General features: G+C 40.9%; 23 protein-coding genes. 8 read left to right on the forward strand and 15 right to left on the reverse strand.

Annotated features, from left to right (window positions below; all coding sequences use genetic code 11):
• Window positions 1–488: 488 nt before the first annotated feature.
• The 3 genes from ID12_RS16470 to ID12_RS16480 all read right to left on the reverse strand — a co-directional run bounded on the left by ID12_RS16470 (window position 489) and on the right by ID12_RS16480 (window position 3166).
• On the reverse strand, window positions 489–1901 hold the full coding sequence (locus ID12_RS16470; RefSeq protein WP_050827453.1) for a polysaccharide deacetylase family protein: 1413 nt from the start codon (window positions 1899–1901) through the stop codon (window positions 489–491).
• Between the two features lie 154 nt (window positions 1902–2055).
• A complete protein-coding gene (locus tag ID12_RS16475) occupies window positions 2056–2610 on the reverse strand; it encodes a hypothetical protein (protein ID WP_050827455.1) in 555 nt (184 codons plus the stop codon).
• Complete coding sequence (locus ID12_RS16480; RefSeq protein WP_017358049.1) at window positions 2564–3166, reverse strand: GNAT family N-acetyltransferase; 603 nt, start codon at window positions 3164–3166, stop codon at window positions 2564–2566. The genes ID12_RS16475 and ID12_RS16480 overlap by 47 nt, the downstream gene beginning before the upstream one ends.
• Before the next feature lie 288 nt (window positions 3167–3454).
• Between ID12_RS16480 and ID12_RS16485 the strand changes: the two genes are divergently transcribed.
• The 5 genes from ID12_RS16485 to ID12_RS16505 all read left to right on the forward strand — a co-directional run bounded on the left by ID12_RS16485 (window position 3455) and on the right by ID12_RS16505 (window position 7349).
• Window positions 3455–3781: an uberolysin/carnocyclin family circular bacteriocin gene (locus ID12_RS16485; protein ID WP_017358050.1), complete on the forward strand. Its 327-nt coding sequence runs from the start codon at window positions 3455–3457 to the stop codon at window positions 3779–3781.
• 299 nt (window positions 3782–4080) lie between these two features.
• A complete protein-coding gene (locus tag ID12_RS16490) occupies window positions 4081–5619 on the forward strand; it encodes a hypothetical protein (RefSeq protein ID WP_234717155.1) in 1539 nt (512 codons plus the stop codon).
• A 1-nt stretch (window position 5620) separates the two neighbouring features.
• Window positions 5621–6121 carry a stage II sporulation protein M gene (locus tag ID12_RS16495; RefSeq protein ID WP_050827460.1) on the forward strand — a complete coding sequence of 167 codons (501 nt, stop codon included), beginning with the start codon at window positions 5621–5623 and terminating at the stop codon, window positions 6119–6121.
• Window positions 6122–6142: 21 nt separating this feature from the next.
• On the forward strand, window positions 6143–6688 hold the full coding sequence (locus ID12_RS16500; RefSeq protein WP_050827462.1) for a hypothetical protein: 546 nt from the start codon (window positions 6143–6145) through the stop codon (window positions 6686–6688).
• Entirely contained in the window at window positions 6681–7349 is a 669-nt protein-coding gene (locus tag ID12_RS16505) for an ABC transporter ATP-binding protein (RefSeq protein WP_017358054.1), read from the forward strand. The genes ID12_RS16500 and ID12_RS16505 overlap by 8 nt, the downstream gene beginning before the upstream one ends.
• A gap of 52 nt (window positions 7350–7401) precedes the next feature.
• On the opposite strand, the gene ID12_RS16510 is transcribed toward ID12_RS16505, so the two are convergent.
• A complete protein-coding gene (locus ID12_RS16510; protein WP_017358055.1) occupies window positions 7402–7695 on the reverse strand; it encodes a CotD family spore coat protein in 294 nt (97 codons plus the stop codon).
• A gap of 183 nt (window positions 7696–7878) precedes the next feature.
• Here ID12_RS16510 and ID12_RS16515 point away from each other — a divergent pair, with 183 nt between their 5' ends.
• Both ID12_RS16515 and ID12_RS16520 read left to right on the forward strand, forming a co-directional pair.
• Window positions 7879–8196 carry a hypothetical protein gene (locus ID12_RS16515; RefSeq protein ID WP_008342561.1) on the forward strand — a complete coding sequence of 106 codons (318 nt, stop codon included), beginning with the start codon at window positions 7879–7881 and terminating at the stop codon, window positions 8194–8196.
• A 27-nt stretch (window positions 8197–8223) separates the two neighbouring features.
• Window positions 8224–8445 (forward strand): hypothetical protein, encoded by a 222-nt coding sequence (locus ID12_RS16520; protein ID WP_224558471.1) that lies wholly within the window; start codon window positions 8224–8226, stop codon window positions 8443–8445.
• 241 nt (window positions 8446–8686) lie between these two features.
• On the opposite strand, the gene ID12_RS16525 is transcribed toward ID12_RS16520, so the two are convergent.
• The 4 genes from ID12_RS16525 to ID12_RS16540 all read right to left on the reverse strand — a co-directional run bounded on the left by ID12_RS16525 (window position 8687) and on the right by ID12_RS16540 (window position 13874).
• Window positions 8687–10027, reverse strand: coding sequence for a sugar porter family MFS transporter (locus ID12_RS16525; RefSeq protein ID WP_007501378.1), 1341 nt, complete (start codon window positions 10025–10027; stop codon window positions 8687–8689).
• Between the two features lie 84 nt (window positions 10028–10111).
• Window positions 10112–11533 (reverse strand): L-arabinose isomerase, encoded by a 1422-nt coding sequence (gene araA / locus ID12_RS16530; RefSeq protein ID WP_050827463.1) that lies wholly within the window; start codon window positions 11531–11533, stop codon window positions 10112–10114.
• A gap of 17 nt (window positions 11534–11550) precedes the next feature.
• Window positions 11551–12255 carry an L-ribulose-5-phosphate 4-epimerase gene (locus tag ID12_RS16535; protein WP_007501382.1) on the reverse strand — a complete coding sequence of 235 codons (705 nt, stop codon included), beginning with the start codon at window positions 12253–12255 and terminating at the stop codon, window positions 11551–11553.
• Entirely contained in the window at window positions 12249–13874 is a 1626-nt protein-coding gene (locus ID12_RS16540) for a xylulokinase (RefSeq protein ID WP_050827466.1), read from the reverse strand. The genes ID12_RS16535 and ID12_RS16540 overlap by 7 nt, the downstream gene beginning before the upstream one ends.
• Before the next feature lie 272 nt (window positions 13875–14146).
• On the opposite strand from ID12_RS16540, the gene ID12_RS16545 reads away from it, so the two are divergent.
• Window positions 14147–15259, forward strand: a complete 1113-nt coding sequence (locus ID12_RS16545; RefSeq protein ID WP_048003282.1) for a GntR family transcriptional regulator — start codon at window positions 14147–14149, stop codon at window positions 15257–15259.
• 5 nt (window positions 15260–15264) lie between these two features.
• On the opposite strand, the gene ID12_RS16550 is transcribed toward ID12_RS16545, so the two are convergent.
• From ID12_RS16550 to ID12_RS16580, 7 genes are all read right to left on the reverse strand, one after another.
• A complete protein-coding gene (locus ID12_RS16550; protein ID WP_206196196.1) occupies window positions 15265–16281 on the reverse strand; it encodes a serine hydrolase domain-containing protein in 1017 nt (338 codons plus the stop codon).
• Between the two features lie 10 nt (window positions 16282–16291).
• Window positions 16292–16747, reverse strand: coding sequence for a MarR family winged helix-turn-helix transcriptional regulator (locus ID12_RS16555; RefSeq protein WP_202394234.1), 456 nt, complete (start codon window positions 16745–16747; stop codon window positions 16292–16294).
• Window positions 16748–16841: 94 nt separating this feature from the next.
• Complete coding sequence (locus ID12_RS16560) at window positions 16842–17567, reverse strand: DsbA family oxidoreductase (protein ID WP_017358064.1); 726 nt, start codon at window positions 17565–17567, stop codon at window positions 16842–16844.
• Window positions 17568–17715: 148 nt separating this feature from the next.
• Complete coding sequence (gene hxlB, locus ID12_RS16565; protein ID WP_017358065.1) at window positions 17716–18273, reverse strand: 6-phospho-3-hexuloisomerase; 558 nt, start codon at window positions 18271–18273, stop codon at window positions 17716–17718.
• A complete protein-coding gene (gene hxlA / locus ID12_RS16570; RefSeq protein ID WP_007501390.1) occupies window positions 18270–18902 on the reverse strand; it encodes a 3-hexulose-6-phosphate synthase in 633 nt (210 codons plus the stop codon). The genes hxlB and hxlA overlap by 4 nt, the downstream gene beginning before the upstream one ends.
• Window positions 18903–19240: 338 nt before the next feature.
• Window positions 19241–19579, reverse strand: a complete 339-nt coding sequence (locus tag ID12_RS16575) for a transcriptional activator HxlR (protein ID WP_034646559.1) — start codon at window positions 19577–19579, stop codon at window positions 19241–19243.
• 94 nt (window positions 19580–19673) lie between these two features.
• Window positions 19674–20543, reverse strand: a complete 870-nt coding sequence (locus tag ID12_RS16580) for an alpha/beta hydrolase (RefSeq protein ID WP_050827471.1) — start codon at window positions 20541–20543, stop codon at window positions 19674–19676.
• Between the last annotated feature and the right edge of the window lie 50 nt (window positions 20544–20593).

Here is a 20593-nt window from a genome sequence, read left to right on the forward strand (position 1 = left end):
GTATCCTTGTTACGAAAGATTGGAGGGCTTAGCTCGTGGATCATTATGCTCTTACTGATTGTCCAAATCAGATTTACGAGGAACATCGTCTCTCTTTTGAGACAATTCAAGGAGTCAAACGAGAAAATCATTGAAAAACAGACAAGTAAAAAACCTCCTTCATTTAGCGGGAGGTTTGTTTATTTGATTCTCTTTCAATTGTTTCTCATCGTATAACAAATATCTGATACGCTGTAGATAATGGAGCGCAATGTGACCGAGACAGAACATAAGCCCGATCATTGAAAGTATATAGATGGGCAACATCAAACCAGGTACATTGTTTATGACAAAAGCCAAACCAACCACTGTCAGCATAACGAGACTTATAAATCTTATCAATACCACTTGAAGTCCCCCTTCATATTCACCATAACAGATTTTCCCTTTATTTTCATGACCTGCCTAAAAAAGATGCGAATCCACTAAGATTCACACCAAAAGGGGTATTACCTATTCGACTCACCTTTCTTCTCACGCGCTTCCTTCCACTGCTCAAGCTCAGATACCGTCAATAATTGATATCCCTGTTTTGTAAGTTCTTTGATAATCGTGACGGCTGCGTTGGCTGAGGTGTCATAGATGTCGTGCATTAAGACCGTTTCACCGCTAGATGCATGAGTTAGAATGTAGTTCGCGACGTATTGGCTGTTTCGATATTTCCAGTCTTCAGGATCCACATCCCAAAGGGTCACTTTCATGTGAAGAGCTTCGTTGATTTGCCCGTTTGTCCCGCCATATGGTGGTCTAAAATGAGTCGGTGTGAACCCGCTCGCTTTTTCAATGATTTGCTGCGTGTCTTCTACTTGTTTGACCGCTTGTTTTAAAGGAAGTCTTGTAAGCAAAGGGTGGTTATAGGAATGGTTTCCAATTTCATTTCCACCCTTTCTGATTTCACTTAACATATCGGGATAATACTGAACCCTGCTGCCTAATACAAAAAATGTCGCATGTCCTTTGTTTTCTTTTAAAGCTGTTAAGATTTTTGAAGTCGTTGATGGATTTGGTCCATCATCAAATGTAAGGGCAATGGCTTTTTGATGTGGGTTAATTACTCGCTGTTTTGGCAGTTTTACGATCTTTCTTTTTGCGATCGGTTCTTTTTTCTCGTTTTTGTTCTTTTCTTTATTGATGTATTCTGGCTTTAACATTCCTTTCAGCAGTGTTTTCTTAATCGCTAACACTTGAGGGCCTTGATGATTTGGAGCGATTTGTCCTCTTGGAAAGTAGAATTCAATAAAACGATCTTTGATGGCAAAATACTGATAGTTCTTCGCCTCAGGAGACGTTCCCCGTTTGAGCAGCGGCTGATTTTCAGCTAGCGTTCGATCTTTTTTTAATTCCTCAAAAGTCATATGAGATAATTTTTGAAAATTATCCTTCTTTGATAGAAAGATATCGTTGATTGATAAAAATGTCTGTTTCTTGAAATCAAAGTTCATCACCTTCGTTTGATTGACGCCTTGCTTTCCGCCCTTCACTTCATATGTATTGAATCTGATTGCGACGGTTTGCTTGGCATAATGAATGATCTCATAATCGATGTTTAACTCGTATCGTTTCTCTTCATTGACATCACTCGCTTGACTAAACGATGTTTTAAACTTTTCTAACGCGGTCTCTGCAAATCTTTTGATCTCCTGATCTAGTTTTTCTTGATGAAACAGCGGATAGTTGACAGCATATCTCATGAATTTCCCGTCATTCACAAGTGTGACAATTTCAACTTGTTTGTAGCTCGCATCTTGTTCTACTTTTTTTCTCTCTGTCCCGCTTGCTTGCTGATTATGATAAAATCCAGCGATTCCGATGACAATCGCAAGTCCGCATAGAACAAGAATGACTTTCCCTTTGATTGACACAATGATTCTCCTCTCGTGATGCCGTCCTGTCTAAATGGCGTGTGTTTGTAGGATAGACTTTTCGAAGCCCCTTTTTAGTTTGCAAAAAACACACTTGTCACATTTTCGACATATTTTACGAGAGACATATAAAAAGGGCTTGATTGCTCAGCCCTTATTTTTGCATATACAGTTGGAATAACTTTGTTTCTTCATCAATAGAGCGTGCCTGGTCAAAAGCTGCTCTGACTGTCTTTGAGTTGTTCACCAGCTCATACAGCATGGTGAGAACAAAAATAAATGACGCATTTCCATCAATGTAGTCATCGGGCGCTGTATAGGATATCGCCCCTGTTTCTAAAAAAGCTTCTGCCACCTTTTTTTCGCCTAGTGTACAGCCTGTACATATAATGTGGACTCCATTTAACGAAGCATACCACTTTATGTCATCCGCACCAAAAGCAGCACCTCTCGGCTCACCCTCTTCGTATACATCTTCTCCTAACTCCGGCATGAGAAACGCTCCTTCTTCTCCGTGAAAGGATAAAAGAATGAAATCCGTCTCGCCTCTATTCCTCCCGGATAAAACATTAATCAGGTCATTCGGTCTGCCTATCCAATGCATATCGACTTTTGCGCCAAAGTTTTCAAGTGCTGCACGAAGCGCAAAGGATTCCAGCTCACTATTTGGTCCGGCTGCCAATGTGATGCGCATGACTGGCTGGCTCATTTATATCCCCTCCAAACGATGATAAACATAGCATCATTTTTTCCTCATCTACATATGCACCATTTATTTTTAGTGCTTTTTCCTCTACCGCATACGACTTAAATCCAACAGACATGTAAAGATATTTGGCTGGGTCATTTGTTGTGACCACTGTTAAATATATTTGTTCGATGTCTTTTTTTTCGCGTGCAAAAGAAAGTAATTTTGTCAGGAGCGCCTTCCCTATTCCTTTTCCGCGTCCATTAGCCGTTACATACATCGCTGCCACATTGGCACGGTGCTTTAATTTCTGCAAGGTTTCTTGTATGAGTGTAACCGAGCCGACCAGCTGACCTTGATGAAAGGCACCGAATGTCCACATAGATTGTGTAGAGGCAAAACGAGCCTTATATTTATTCTTCGTATCTAGCTTCTCTTCCTCGTAACTCATAGCAAAACTCTCTGGATTTAATCGGAGTGCTTCTAATCTCAAGTTCGCATATTCTTGAGCATCTTCTGGTGTTAACAATCGAATATTCAGAAAATCGCCTCCATCAGAATGAATTGATACTTCCAATTTTATCTTGAAAGAAGCTTTTGATCAAAGAATATTGGTTCATTTACATATAGCACATTTCTTATAGACTTTTAGGCTCTCTTTCGTTTTTGTGAAAACAAGGTCATTTTGATCATGTTCACTCGATATTCCCTATCCAAAACGATTCTTTTCTCACTTATCTTTTCACTTATTTTATATTAACCTATAACTAATTCATGAAAAAAAAGAAAAAAAAGGATTGATATGAACAAAAACATATCATAAGATAGAATAGTAATAAAAATACAAAAAAGGGAGGAATTTGATATGACAGAAACAAGAAATGAAATCAAACTACATGTTCTTTTTGGTGCTTTAGCAGTAGGATTCCTTATGCTAGCTCTTTTTTCCTTCTCGCTACAAGTACTGCCAGTTGCTGATCTAGCAAAAGAATTTGGTATTCCAGGCAGTGTTGCCGCTGTGGTTCTTAATGTGGTTGAAGCGGGTGGAGCTGTCACTACAATTGTCTCCATTTTAACTGCTGTAGGTTCAGGCGGTCTTTCTCTTATTGCTGCGGCTGGTAAAGAGACAATTCGTCAATACCTTAAAAACGAAATTAAGAAAAAAGGCCGTAAAGCCGTTATCGCTTGGTAATTTATTTAACGACTCAATAGAAGGAGACTCTGTTCTCCTTCTATTTAAATTTTTGTGCAGGTGAGAAGATGTTATATCCTTTATTATCACTACTTCTATCCATTAGACTGGAGCAGCAGTATTCTAATATCGCTCAGTACGTTATACGAAAAATTCCATTTCTCAAGTCGTTTTCTTCAAAACAGTACATATTTTTTTCTTGTATTCTTGATATCATATTCGGATGCATGATTGTATTCGTTATATCTTCATTTCTTTACTCCCCCGTCTATCAAATAGAATGGGAAAGTGCTTTTGTGATGTTTTTATTTCTATTTTCTATCGTCAAAGGAATTGAATCTTATAGAAGAACTCATCTTCTTCCTTTTAAAGAATTGATACAGCTAGCACCTGTTTCCTCTAGACAACTTTTTCAAACACTTCTGTTTTCAGAATTGATTTGGCTTGTGTTTACGAGTTTGAGCACTTATTTGATCTATTTTTTGTTTCAATATGATATTGTTCAAACACACGATCTGGCATTCTGGTTAAAACATGTCAATGTGTTGCTGACAAGTATCTTCCTATTTATCATCAGCAATAAGATATTCGGTGCTTATATTTATAACATCGTCGTAAAAAAAATCGGGGCCATTCGTGTCCTCTTTTTTGCAAGCATCGCTTTGCTTTTTTTCTTTTTCGGAAGGGTTCTCATATTAAACATCATTTTCCCTTTTTATCACACCTTCCAGCAACTATTTCAATCGATCTCATCGCTTGCAGAGGATTCGTTTTGGATCACTCTTTCAAACAAGCTGATCTCTTTATATCAACATGATCTTCAGCAAATGCATCATGCTTTATTTTCAGATGGCTCTGTTTTTCTACAATTTCAAGCCCTTTTTAATTCACCTATTACATTGATTGTTGTGATACTAGGTAGTGCGCTTGTCATGAGAAGTCCTGTTCGATGGATTCCAACGGAAAAAGATCAAGACCAAAGCTCAAAGCATTTTCGGGATTTATTTTATTGGTACTTTCAAGTACTGCATAAAATTCAGGGTTTGTTGTTTAGACAAAATGTGTTGATTCAAAAAGACATCAAGCTGCTGAAAGAAAAAAGGTGGCTCTTATCTAAAGAATTTTTTAATTATATGTTCATGTCATATGAAGCCTTCTTTTATATTGGTGTTTTTACCGGATTGATCTCGATCATCGATCATCAAGCCTTGCAAATTCAGCTGCTATTCACACTCAATATTATGATACTAGCAAATCAATCTTATGAGATGAGAATGCTGACACCTTCTATTTTTGCTTTAAGTGCTGAAAAAAAGAACATTTGGCTTTACGAGCTTTCTCAAATATCTCTTTTGCAATTTTTCTTATCAAAAATCCAGTTATTTTATTGTTTATTTTCCATACCAGCACTCTGTTTACTATTCATTAATCTATCTATTATGACTGTGTATCAACTGTTTCATGTTCAGATGCTCATTCAACTGGTGGCATTAGGGATTGGCTTTTTCATTTTTCCTTTAATCCAACTGTACTTGTTTCCAATCACAACGAAATTCAATTTTATTCATGAGCATGAAATAGGCACAACAAATGAGGAACTAGAGATCATCGATAAAGGTCAGGCATTTGCCAGAAACTTTCTTGTACTGCCTTTTATGTACTATTTGATTTTGACCTCTTTTCTCCCTATATTGCAGCAATCCTCAGGGCTCGTAAACGTGCTGTTCGCTATATATTTTGCGATCGTTTCAGTGATTTGCTGGATATTATGCCGCAAGACCATTTATAAAGGAATTGAGTATGTTGAAAAAAATAAGATATTTTCTATCGGAGAATAGATTGATTCTACGTCTCGGCTATCTTTACGCCGGTGTATTTATTGCAGCTTTGCTCATTGGATGCCTCCTTCCTTATGATCAGATTCCTTATTTAAAAAAGGATGAAGACATGTTTTTTCTCTCTATTTTTTCAAACAATTTACAGGTTGGGCTTGCCATTCTAGGTATCGGGGCTTTTACTGGCGGCATTATGTCTGCTGGCATTCTTTTTTATAATGGCTATATCATCGGAAAACTCATTCAGTTTTTGATAGCTCAGCATGAAGTACAGCAGTTATTCACTGGCCTCATGCCACATGCTTTTGTTGAGGTTCTTGGTTTGATCCTATTTTCAATCGTCAGTGCTTTTCCATTTATTTATCTTTACCGGTTTATGAAAGGTAAGGCCATTGATGTAAGAAAGCTGACTCGGACTGTGATTCAGTTAATCTTTGCCGCTGTAGTGCTCTTGTTGATTGCCTCTCTTTTAGAGGAATATGTCAGCCATGTACATCTATCTTAGAAGAAAGGAGAATGTGGTTCTATGGAGCTACTTCTACGCCCTAAACAATTTTTCAATCAACATCAATCGATCAAAACCATTGTAGGTCTTGTCTTACTATCTTTATTTGTTTCGACTGTTTTTTTAACATTTTTTATCATTGATTTGTTAGTAGAGGAGCCTTTATCTGCTGGAAAACAATTAGCCAGCATTGTGTTTATCTTTTTACTGACAATCCCGCTTTATTTCATATTGAATTTTCTTGGTACTGTCGTTACTTCGATTTATATGTACTTTTTTCATAAAACGTTTATTTTGCGCAAAATGTATTTTGTCATCTTGCTTTATAATGCGTTTCTTCTATTAGTGAATAGCGCAGCGATCTATTGTGTGATGGTACTCGATTTAGATCATTATTTTATCATCATCCAAGCGATTTCTTTTTTGATCAACTTGTACCTTTTACGCATCCTATATGATGGGATCATTTATTATGCTGAAGGATCAAAAAAAGCCGCCCTCGCGACCGTCATCTTGTATATGCTGGTGACCACTGTTTTTGTTATTGGAGGATTTATCAATGGCTAGTTTGCAAGTGTCTCAGCTATCTTTTCGTTATGAAACAACTGAAGAAAGCTCTCCCCTCCTTGATCAAGTATCCTTTCATCTGAAAGAAGGTGATCGTGCTTGTATTATCGGGAAAAACGGCAGCGGTAAATCGACACTTTTAAAGATCATCGCAGGTCTGCTTCCTTCAGTATCCGAAACGATTTTACTCAACGAACAGCATCATCCTAGGTCAGCTCTTTTTAAAGGGTTGGTCGCGTACATTCCAGATAAGCCTTTGGTTTATGATGCGCTGACTGGTATTGAGCATATGACTCTTATACAGTCACTATGGAAAATGAATCAGTCAGAAAAAGAGGTATACAAAAAGACCTTTCTCTCGCTTTGTGATGCATTTGATTTAACTCATGCACTTAAGATGCCTGTCAAACAATATTCACTAGGTATGAGATATAAGCTTTTCTTTAATTGTATGGCAGCCAGATCACCAGAACTAATCATTCTTGATGAACCTTTTACATCTCTTGATGAGGCATCTCAAATGCAGTCTATTTCTTTATTAAAAGAAGAATTCTCTGATCAATGTGTTTTATTTACAAGCCATCAGCGCTACCTTTATTCAGAATTAGGAAATCGTTTTTTCGAGCTTGATCACGGACAACTAAATGAAATAGAGCGTTAAACATACAAAAGGCATCCCATCACAGGATGCCTCACTTCTATATACCATTATCTTACCATTTACAGCGTTTGACCGGGCGGCAGCAAGGATTCTTGATATCACTGCCACAGTCATATTCTTCCACAATATACTCATTTCGAGTAGATTGCGTCACAGGGTAGTAGTTTTCAATTCTTTTGATGTTTTTATTGACGTTTGTGATATGAGTTGGATGAATTTTTCTGATCGTTTGTACATTTGTTGTCGTGTTGACAATTTGACGTGTAGGGGATACAACCGTTTCAACTTCTCCATGATTCCCCCTGCGAGGTCCAAAGAAAAAATTGTCTAATCGATTCCGGCTCATCTCAACACCCCTTCAAGTTGTCTTTCACTTACACTCTATCGTATGTAAGAGGCGCGATTAGTGATTAGATGCTTGTCTATTTTTGATAAAATCCGCTTGTGATCTAGTAGTCTCTTTCTTTACAACAGGACAATTTTAACATATTATACAAATGATCTCTTGTGAAGGAAAGGACATTCATTGATGAAAACAAGACATAAGCTTTTTTCATTTTTCATCCTGCTCGTCGTGATCATCACCCTTCCCTTGCTGTCGCCCATGGTTTTTACAAATGCGACTGAAAGAGGAGCGATACGGCATGCCATTTATCAAGAAGGCTACCCTTACCAAAGCTATTTTGCTATTTTGCAAAAAAAGGACGATGTAGACCCTCAATATGGTCAGCTTTATGATGTGTATTGGCAGGCTTGGAAAAGTGAGACGGGAATGACGCCTTCCGTCTGTTATTCAAAAAAGGTAGAAGACCATGAATATAAGGTCAGCTGCGGAACTGCACCGTAACATTTTTCAATAACTTTAAAATAAGAGGTGAACGATTTGATCAACACAACACAAACCATCGAACGAAATAAACTGGACATTGCACTTGAACTGACGCAATTGCATTTGAATCGATATGAAGCAAATCATCCTGATCAGCTGAGTGAAATTTATGCCAAATATTATGCACTTCTTGAAGTGCTGGACGTATCCTCATCTGATCAATTAATGGATTTACTGCCAGATGAACTGAAACAAATACTTGATTAAAAAAGCCATCTATCCACACAGGATAGATGGTTCAGATTGTTGAAAAAGGGCTAAAATGAACTTGATTTTAGCCCTTTGTCTTCTTTTCAGCGTGATAGAAAACCTTTGAATTCTAGGAAGGACGAGTACCGGCGCGGAGCGAATTTGACATTCGTGAGCACTGGCACGCAGGACTGACAAAGAATGCGAGGGTTTGTCTACACGCTGAAACCATCTATCCACACAGGATAGATGGTTTTCTTTAGACACGTGCAGCCATATCGGTTTCGATTTGTTCTAAGCTTCTTCCTTTTGTTTCGACTAATACAAAGCGCGTGAACAACAGGCCAATTAAGCAGATGACCCCAAATGAGGAGAAAATCACGCCAAAGCTGAATTGGTCAGCCAAGATAGGGAACACAAGGCCAACTGCTAATGATCCCGTCCAGTTAAAGGCAGAGGAAATGCCCGCTCCAATGCCTCTTACAGAAAGTGGGAAAATTTCACCAATGATAATCCATGTGATTGGTGCCCATGAGAAGGCATAGCACAAAATAAAGCAGCAAAGTGAAATCAATGTGACCCAGTTTAATATGCCTTCACTCACTCCAAGCGCACCTAATGCCGCTGGTGCAAAGAAAGAGAGGGCCATCCCCGTTCCCCCAACTGTGAGAATCGTTCGGCGGTCGAACCGGTCGACGAATTGTAAAAAGATTACGGTCGTCACAACAAATATGACTCCAACAATGACGGTAAAACCTGCGGCAACTTGCGGAGCAAGACCTACATTTCTTGCGATACTCGTTGCATAATACACAATGGAGTTCGCTCCCTGTATTTGCTGGAGTGTCGCCATTCCGACCCCAATAAAGAGAGCCATACGGAATTTCTTTTGAAATAATTCACGAATGCCTGAGCGTTCTTCTTTTGCCACTTCTAAAATTTCTTGCATTTCTGCTTCAATCTCTTCACGTGAGGAACGAAGTGATCCTAATACTTCACGTGCCTTATGAGCCATTCCGTGTTTAATTAAATATCTTGGAGATTCAGGAAGTTTCAGCATGCCAATATAAAGCACGATCGCAAATAAAGCAGCACTTCCCAGCATCCAGCGCCAGCTGTCTGGAATGGGTTCAAACACAAATGCGACGATATAGCTAAGCAATAATCCACTCACAATCATCAGCTGATTCAAGCCAGACAATTTCCCGCGAATTTTAGCTGGCGCGATTTCAGACATGTAAGCAGGCACGAGCGATGAGGCTGTCCCTACAGCTGTTCCTAAGAAAATCCGGGCAATGGTTAATGAGATTTCTTCTGGTGCAATGGCTGAGCCAAGCGCACCGACAAAAAAGATAATCGATGATACTAAAATGAGCTTTCTGCGGCCAAACTTATCCCCCATCAGACCGCTTAAAATGGAACCAATGATCGCCCCGCCCATTAATGAAGAAACGACGATGCCAAGCCATAACGGGCTGAGCTGAAATTCTTCCTGAATGTGCCCTTCCGCCCCTGCGATAATGCCAATATCATATCCAAATAAGATACCTGCAAAGGACCCGAAAAAGAAGATAAATTTACTTGATACTTTTTTCTCCAAGTGGATGACCCCCCTCACTTAATAAACCGCTTTCATTTCTGCCTGCCATTCTACCGTTCACAGTAGAATGCATTTCACCCTTCTTTATAAAACCACATATTCTGCATTCACAAGCTTTGCAAAATGAACAATTTGATCAACCGTTAAATTGAGAGATACGACTGTATGATGACCTCCGCCGTGCTTAATCCATGCTTTGACGCCATCTTGAAAGTTCGGTTTGATTTTCCAGAGGACTCGTGCCACCGGTAAATGTGGTGCTGCTTCCTGCGGCTCAAAGGCTTCCACTTCTTGAATCAGCCATTTGAAATGTGTTCCAAAATCAGCAATGGAGACAACAACGCCCTCGCCTGCTTTTCCATCAAACACAAGACGTGCTGGGTCTTCCCGGTTTCCAATGCCTAGCGGAGACACGACAATGACAGGTTTTGTATGTGCGAGCGCTGGATCTACTTCTAACATATGAGATTGCAGCACTGCTTCCTGACCAGAGGTCATTTCATATGTGTAATCTTCCATAAAACCTGTGGATTGATGATGGCTCATCACCTTTAATAAACGAGCCAGTGCGGCGGTTTTCCAATCCCCTTCACCCGCAAAGCCATATCCCTTTGCCATCAGCCGCTGAACGGCTAAACCCGGAAGCTGCTTCATGCCATGTAGATCTTCAAAGTTTGTCGTAAAGGCATTGTAGCCGCCTTCATCTAAGAAACGTTTGATGGCAATTTCATATCGTGCTTGCACTTTTACACTTTGTTCCCATTCTTCCGCCGAATAACTCCCATAATCCACGTCATATAACGTTAAGTACTCAGCAAACAGAGCATCAACTTCTGCTTCTTCCACAGCATTTACATAGTTCACAAGATCGCCAATTCCAAAGTAATCAACGGTCCAGCCCAGCTGGATCTGCGCTTCAATTTTATCTCCTTCTGTCACCGCAACGTGGCGCATATTGTCACCAAACCGTGCCACTTTGATGTGGAAGCTCTCATGATAGGCAGCCGCAACGTCCATCCAATCAGCGATTTGTTGCTTCACCTCCTGCTTCGACCAATGACCTGCAACGATTTGATTTTGCTTATTTAAACGTGCATTGATATAGCCGTACTCTCTGTCTCCATGTGCCGATTGATGGAGATTCATATAGTCCATATCAATCGTGTCCCACGGAATGTTTTCATAGTATTGCGTGACGAGATGCAAAAGAGGCTTTTGCAAAAGAGACGTACCACGTATCCACATTTTTGCTGGAGAAAACGTATGCATCCAAGTCATCACACCGATGACCTCATCACGATAGTTGACCTCTTTCATCAGCTGTGTGATTTGATCCGCACTAACCGCCAGTTCCTGCAGAATAATTGGATAAGGCAGCAAACCGCTCTCATTTAAGGCATCTGTTATCTTTTGCGCATCTGCCTTCACTTGCTTCAGTGCTTCATCCCCATATAAGTGCTGTGAACCGACGACAAACCAACATTCTTTCTTCTGACTTGTTAACATAGAAATCCCTCTTTTCTTTATCTTGAAGGTTTTTGTCCGTAATACGCATGTGTTCCATGTTTTCTTAAATAATGTTTATCCAAAATCACCTGCGGAAGAGGCTCCGCATATTCGTTCAATTGCTTTGCAAACAGGTTCATTTTCGCTACTTCATCTAAAATGACACTGTTCGTTACCGCACTTTTTGCATCTTTTCCCCACGTAAAGGGACCATGACCTTGCAGCAAAATACCAGGAACCGCCATGACATCTATCTGTCTTTTCTCAAACGTTTCAATGATCAGGTGTCCTGTTTCCACCTCATACCCGCGATTCACCTCTTCTTCTGTGAGAAATCGAGCGCACGGAACAGGTCCGTAAAATGTATCGGCATGTGTGGTGCCCATTGCTGGTAAATCAAGTCCAGCTTGCGCCCATACCGTTGCCCACATCGAATGGCTATGTGAAATGCCGCCAATTTCCTCAAAGTGTTTGTAAAGAACAGCATGTGTGGCAGTATCGGAAGAAGGATTGAATTCTCCCTCGACCACTTGACCGTCAAAATCGACCACGACCATGTCTTTTGCTGATAATTTGTCATACGCTATGCCGCTTGGCTTAATGACAAACAGTCCACTGTCACGATCGCACGCACTGACATTGCCCCATGTAAATTTCACAAGTCCGTACTTTGGTAGATCTAGATTCGCTTGAAACACTTCTTCTTTTAACCGCTCTAACATACAGGTGCCGCTCCTTTCTGTGGCGTCAAATGTTCTACTGCCGCTTTTTCTATCGGGAGTCCTTCTTGATAGCGCTTTATAAATGCCTCAAAACCTTTAACATCCAGTGGATCAGGATCAATAAGCTCTTCTAATGTATGGGCAAATACTTGATGCTTGAGAAAATGGCTCAGTGTTTGCTGCTGGTGATTGAGCATATATGAAGCAAGGACCGCCATCCCAAACGCACCGCCTTCTCCAGCCGTTGATACGACGGATACAGGTGTCCCAAGTGCAGCAGCGACCATTTTTTGTCCAACTACTGGTGTTTTAAATAAACCGCCATGTCCTAGTAAGCGATCAATCTTGACTTGTTCATGTGCTTTTAACCGATCCATCCCGATTTTCATTGCGCCAAATGCAGAGAAGAGATGCGTCCGAATGAAATTAGCAAGGGTAAACCGGCTTTGAGGAGATCTAACAAAAAGAGGTCTTCCTTCTTTTAGTCTCGTAATATTTTCACCAGAATAATAGCCATAGCTTAAAAGCCCGCCCCCATCATGATCTGCTTCTAAAGCTTGATTTAATAGGGTTTCGTATAATCTTTCTGTTTCAACTGGCTGACCCATTGCTTCAAACGCTTCTCTGAATAGATTCATCCAAGCGTTGAGGTCACTTGTACAATTGTTGGCATGAACCATCGCGACTGGCAGGCCATCTGGTGTCGTGACAAGGTCCACCTCTGGGTACACACCTTTTAGATGATGCTCTAACACAATCATGGCAAACACAGATGTCCCAACTGAAATATTCCCTGTCCTCTTTTCCACACTGTTTGTTGCGACCATTCCTGTTCCTGCATCACCCTCTGGCGGGCAAAAAGGGATACCTGGCTGCAACTGTTTGCCTTGGTCTAAAATCGCTGCTCCAGCTGCTGTTAACACACCAGCTTCTTCGCCTGCTAAATAGATGCGCGGCAAAAGATGACGAAGCTTCCACGGGTAGCCTTTTTCTGCAATCAATGCTTCAAATTGATGAAGCATCACTTCGTTGTAATCCTTCGTTTTTTCATCAATGGGGAACATTCCCGACGCATCGCCAATTCCGATGGCCTGCTTCCCTGTTAACAACCAGTGAATGTAGCCGGACAAAGTGGTCACATACTCTAACCGGGACAGATGTTTTTCCTCTCCTAATATCGCTTGATATAAGTGAGCGATGCTCCATCTTTCTGGAATATGAAATTGGAATACATCTGTTAGCTTTTGACTCGCCTCGGTCGTTGTTCCATTCCGCCACGTTCGAAACGGGACGAGGACTTCTCCTGTATGATGACAGGCGACATAGCCATGCATCATCGCAGATATCCCGATGGAGCCAATGGTTTGAATCGTCACCCCATACAATTGTGCAGCCTGTTCCTTCATCTGACGGTACGCCACTTGAAGACCTGTAATGATTTCAATTAAATTGTACGTCCATATTCCTTCTTGAAGAGAACTTTCCCATTCAAATGCACCTTGCGCAATTGGCTGAAACTCTTCATCTATTAAAATCGCTTTAATTCGTGTGGAACCAAATTCAATGCCCAAAGATGTCCTGCCTTCTCTAATGGCTTTAGCCGTCTTTTCACGATTCATTTTGTTCACCTCCAAGATGATAGCGGTTTCAAATATCTTTTTCATTTGATTCATCTTTACCTGTGCACAAAAACAATATAATATTTGTACGTACATATGTCAATAATAAATATAGTTGTGCATACACAATTAGACAAAAACTTTCATATTCTCCAAGGAACAGACGATAGACACTGTAAGCGCCTGTTCTTGATTAAGCAACCATGTTAGAATATGTCCATACAAGTTCTTCTCAACCCGAGTAGAGGATCAACTGTGAAAGAAGTGAAACGATGAAAAAGAAGTACCAGATCATTATAGATGATATAAAAAGCAAAATACTGACAGGGGATTACCGGATCGGGGAGCGTATTCCAACCGAATCAAGCTTACAAGAGATGTATCAAGTAAGCAGACATACGGTGCGAAAAGCCATCTTGGAATTATCGAGTGAAGGTTTTTTAAGAAGTGAAAAAGGCTCAGGCACATTTGTCACCAATCAATATCAAACAAAACCTGCTGGACATGCTCATATGAAAACGATTGGCGTCATCACCACATACATATCCGATTACATTTTCCCGTCGATCATTCGGGGCATCGAAAGCCGATTAAATGAAGAGAACTATTCTTTGTTACTGGCGAGTACAAATAACGATGTGGAGCAAGAGAAAAAAGCACTTGAAATGATGCTGTCCTTTGGTGTGGACGGATTAATTGTCGAACCGACAAAAAGCAACTTATATAATCCAAACATTTCGTACTACCTATCCTTTAAAGAGCAGGATGTCCCGCTTATAATGATCAATGCCTACTATGAGCAGTTAGAAGTTCCCTTCCTTTGTTTGGATGATGTAAAGTCCAGCTATTTAGCGACAAAGGAGCTGATCACCTCTGGGCATCAGCATATTGGACTGATTTCAAAAACAGATGATTTACAAGGAAAATATCGAATGAAAGGCTATATTCAGGCACTCGGTGAAGCGAAGCTCAATTTCCTACCAGAGCATGTTCTTTTTTTCGATACAGAATCGAAGCAGTATTTGGGGGATCATATCAAAACCTTTTTACAAGCACACCAGCATGAGCTGACCGCCCTTGTTTGCTATAACGATGAAGTCGGGTTAGAAGTAGCAAATGTATGTAGTGAAATAGGTTTATCTATTCCAGATGATCTTTCCATTATTGGACAGGATAACTCGTATATTGCCCAAAAAAATGCCCATGTGAAACTGACAACGCTGACACACCCTCAAGAGCAAATGGGACGAGATGCGGCAGACTGGATGATTAAAAAAGTACAAGGGAAAAAGAATCTCCCTGATCAAACATTTTATGAGCCTGAACTCGTTCCTGGTGAAACGATTAAAGAGCTAAACGTAAGAAAAAATGAGCCCTCTTCATAGAAGGCTCATTTGACTTTAGGCTCCTGTTCAAGCATATTCATCACATCATAGGCAATTCGGTCGGGAGAGTCTTGCGTGATACGATTGCGATAGTTAGACAAGACGACCACTCCTGTTTTTGAATGCGGGCGGAAGCCCATGAAGCTGGAGAAACCAGAAGTTGCACCATTATGGCAAATCAATCCCGTATCATCTATGACCCACCCGAGTCCCATTGACATGTTTTTCCCTATCTTCACCTTTGGCTCGTGGGTCATTTTCCATGGAGAAGCGGCGTCTGCACTCATGTGTGCAGAGAGAAATGAAAGCAAATCAGTGATCGTCGACCGAATCGCACCAGCCCCTTGGTAGTCTTGCATCTGAAGCGGAGGAACCTCTTTTCCATTCTCTTGATGACCGAGGATCATCTTCTCTTTGACGTCCTCCTTGATCGTAATAAAGGTGTTCGATAGTTTCAGCTCATCCACGATATATTCAGTCAGCAGCTCTTCATATGTTTTGTGAAGAGACCATCCCATGATCAACCCGAGGAGTCCCATCCCTACATTGGAGTAACGAGATGGGTATTCTTTTCGCTCATTCCATTTTTTCGAGTGTAACAATTTCATTAATTCATCAAGGGAGTATTGACAGTACATATCTCTTCTCACTTTTGGAAGGAACCTTAGTTGTAAATCTCTGAGAAAACGATATGAAGGAAGTCCAGACGTATGGATTGCCAGCTGTTCTATTTGAATGGGGTGATTCTTTCTTATTTCAGGACAATACAGTGAAATGGAATCGTCTAGCTTCATCTGCCCTTTTTGAATCATGCTTGCCAATATACTTGTCGTAAAGACTTTTGAAATAGAGCCGATTTCAAAAATGACCTCCTCAGGCTGGACGCGCTGCCGTATGGGGTGATCTCCGAAATGAAAAACGTGTCTTTCTCCTTGATGAATCAGTCCGATCACAAGCAGTGCCTGTTTCTTTTTCTCCGTATAAGAAGAGGCAATTCGCTGTACTTCTTGTTTGAGCATCATCAATGGATCATCATCCTTCCCCTTCATTTTGATCTACAATCAATTGATCAAGCTTTGTATAAATGGATGTCAATGTGTTGATCTCTTCGAGGCTTAATTTTGAATAGTATTTTTCAATGATCGCAAGTTCTATCTTTCTCATATTCTCCAAGTACGTCTTTGCCTTTTCAGAAAGTTCAACGTGCAATTCCCGACGATTTTGCGGGTTGATGCTGCGGCGAACCCATTCTTTTTTTTCAAGCGTGTTTAACAACTGGCTCACAGCACTTTGGGTGATGCCTAGTTGCTGAGCAATTTGAATAGGTGAGCTTCCCCCTTTTCGCTCTACGAAATCAAGGACAATGTGCTGCTTATCAGTTAACTCATCTACAAATAACTCTTCAAACTCTAATCGGAGCTTTTGATGGATGCGCGCTTCGATTTGGTTTAATTCTTGAATCATCGTTGTTTTGGATGTCACTGTCATCACCTTCATAATTAAGATAACTTAAGTATAAAGGTGTATTAATTATTAATCAACAAAAATCCCTATCTTTTATCAAAGATAGGGAAAATGCCGATTATAATTCTTCTTTTGGCGAGGGCACTGCACATACGCCATCTGCACATGCTTCTTCAAATGAAGCATCAGCCGCTTTCTCCGTTTGCGCTGCCTCTTCTGTCCAAGCCGTTTCAAGTGCACGAAGGAACGTATCTGCTGGCTGTGCACCAGCAACCGAATATTGATCATTGATCAAGAAAAAAGGCACAGCAGAAATCCCGAGCTGTCTTGCTTCTTTTTCGTCTTCTCGCACATCGTCTGCAAATTCTTGCCCGTCTAGAACCTTCTGTACTTCGTTCTGATCAAGGCCTGCTTTTTCTGCGATATCTAAAAGGGTTTGACGATCACCAACATGCTTTCCATCTGTAAAATACGCTTGAAACAGCTCTCCCATGACGAGATCGCCTTTTCCCATTTTTCCAGCATATTGAGCGAGCTGGTGGGCATCAAAGGTGTTTGTCAAAACGAGTGGATCGAATTGAAAATCGATTCCTTTCTCCTTGCCCGCCTGTTTCACCTGTTCATTCATCGCGATGGCCCGGCTACGGCTCATGCCATATTTTTTGACAAGCATATCATGCACATCATAATCCACTGCAACAGGTGCATTCGGATCAAGCTCAAAGCTTTTAAACTCTACTTCTACCTGTTCTTTATGAGGGAATTGCTCAAGCGCTGTTTCCAACTGTTTTTTTCCTATATAACAAAAAGGACAGGCGATATCTGACCAAATTTGCACTTTCATCTTCATCTTCCTTCCGTTGCTTACGTTTTTTCTTTTGAGATGTAACTATTATAGTTACATCTTATCCTATATGTCAAGTGATCCTTCTTTTTAAGTACCATGTATTAAAAAAACCTTTCCTTCAAAAAAGGAAAGGTTTTCATCACGGCTATTCTAAGTTCGCATGGTGACCGTACATTTTATGGGTGTCGAGCTTTTTCATTTCCATCAATCTCAAGATGACCGCATCGTACATAAGAAGCAAAGTTTGCTCAAATAATGAGCCCATCGGCTGAATCGTATGATGATTTCCTTCATGTTGATCCTTTGGCGCACCTGAAAGTAAGATGACTTCATCCGATAGATCAGCTATAGGTGACTCAGCTGAAAGCGTGAACGACGCCACGCTTCCGCCAATCCCCCTTGCCTTTTTCGCGAGCACAAGCAGCGTCTCTGTTCGGCCAGAACCGCTCCCTACAATCAATAAATCCTCAGATGTAAAAGCAGGCGTATTCGTTTCACCGATCACATAAGCTTCGACACCAATATGCGTGAGTCTCATCGCAAACGATTTCCCCATCAAACCAGACCTGCCAGCCCCTGCGACGAAGACCTTTCGAGCCGCTAAAATGCTTTTGACAAGCTGCTCTCCTTGTTCGTCTTGAATAGCGGGCGAGTGCTCAGAAAGCTCGCTTAGAATGGCTCTCACATAGTCACTTATTTTCATGATTGTGCAATCAACTGCTTCATTTGCGCAGCCACTTCTGCTTTATTGTCTTGAGCCGCAATGCCGCCGCCGACAATAATCAAATCTGGATTTAATTTGACGACTTCAGGCAATGTATCAAGCTTAATACCACCTGCAATCGCTGTTTTCGCCTGTTTGACCACTTGTTTAATGGTCATAAGGTCCGCAAATGAGTTTTGACCAACCGCTTGCAGGTCATAGCCTGTGTGCACGCAAATATAATCTACCCCAAGCTCATCCAGCTCTTTCGCACGGCCGGCGATATCTTTGATCCCAATCATATCAACTAAAATTTGTTTCCCTCTTGCTTTTGCTTCCTTCACCGCTCCTTGGATAGACATATCTTCCGCTGCCGCAAGAATCGTGACGATATCCGCTCCAGCTTCAGATGCCTGCTGCACTTCATAACCGGCAGCATCCATAATTTTAAGATCCGCCAGCACACGTAAATTCGGAAACGCCTGTTTGACTTCTTTTACAGCACGAAGCCCTTCGTTGATCACAACAGGTGTCCCAATTTCCACCACATCAATAGACGCTTCTACTTCTTTGATCAGCTCGATCGCTTCTGGTATATTCACTAAATCTAACGCTAATTGTAATTTCATGAACGTTCACTCCCGTTTTTTCATCTCATCTTCAAGAGCTCCGTGAATAGGGCTTCTTGAACGATGAAATGAGTATAACAACAGGATGGAAGCAATCCAAGTACGCACTTTTTTTTTACATACTATACTTTTTCGCATATGGTTACAAAAAAGACACTGTCTTTTCGACCAGTATCTAAACGTACTGACAAATCCTCGCATTCGGTGTCAAGTCTGTGTTGTGATGCCGCTCCAGTACTCGTCCTTCCTAAACTGCAAAGGTTTTCAAGTCACGCTGAAAAGAAAACAAAGAGCTAAAATAAAATGATTTTAGCTCTTTGTCTACATCTATCGTCTTTCTATTTATCATCCTTTAAAAAATTGCTATCGAGATATTGTTTTCCCCAATCATACATCGCCTCTAAAATCGGCATTAAGCTTTCTCCGAGTTCCGTGAGAGAATACTCAACCTTTGGCGGAACGACGGGATAAACCTCCCGGTGCACAATGTGATCTTCCTCTAATTCTCTTAGCTGATTGACAAGCATTCTTTGCGTAATCCCAGGCATTAACGACTTTAACTCACCAAACCGTTTTGTCCCTTCTCTGCCAAGGTGCCATAAGATCAGCATTTTCCACTTCCCGCCGATAATATTCAGCGTCAGCTCTTTTTCGCAATTGAACACTTTATTTTCCATTCTTGATGACAACAATATACACTCCTTTTAATACAAACCGTTTATCCTATATCATATACTGCGGCAAAATCGATTGCCTAGCATACAGTCTTTGTTATTGATTTTGTTTTTTGACGAAAGCCATCACAGCCTTTGTCATCTCTTGCGCTTCTTTTGGCGCTCTGTCAGATCCAAACCATTTATTTAAATCACTGTGGCTCAGCGAATGAACCCGAAAGACAAACTTAGAACCTTTATCATGATTCAGTTTTTCTGCAAATCGGTACACCTCAGGATTTTCCCATCCTGTGACCAAATAAACAGGCGGTACATTCGTTTGATTCATATAAGTGACCGGTGATGCCTTTGTCCAATTCTCCTCTTGTTTGCCAAAGACTTTTTTGTACGATGGGATAGCTTGTATAAATTGATTGAGGTTTAACGGTCCGTCTAGAACAACAATGGAATTGATCGTTTTTGGCGACAGCCCCACACGTTTCAAGTAGGTCGAATCTGTGGCAACCAGCGCCGTCAAATGACCGCCCGCTGAGTGACCCATGACATTGATTTTTGACGAATCGATTTGATATTCATCTGCATGATCCTTCACCCATTTAATAGCGTTTGCCGTATCATCTGCCATCTGCTCGTAGTTGGCATCAGGGTGAAGCCTATAATTCATCGAAACAAACACATACCCTTGATCGGTAAAATAATCCGCCTTTGAAGCGACTCTATTCTTATCGCCGCCTGTCCAGCCTCCGCCATGGAGATAGATCATGACTGGATGCTTCTTCTTTTTGTCTTCATCTTTGTCCTTTGGCATGTACATATCGAGTGTTTGCTGTTTGTTTTGTGTGTCTGCATAATGGATGTTTGTCGTCGGCTTAGGCTGGTTGAAACGGAACACAAAGAATGCGCATACCAATAAGCCAGCGATGACTGCCGCAAATAAAAGCCACTTCATCATTCGATTCAATGTCATTGCACCTTTCTGTGTTAGGATGGGGAAGCATGATTCGCACATATGTAGAG

This window comes from Bacillus altitudinis (genome assembly GCF_001191605.1).
GTDB lineage: Bacteria > Bacillota > Bacilli > Bacillales > Bacillaceae > Bacillus > Bacillus altitudinis.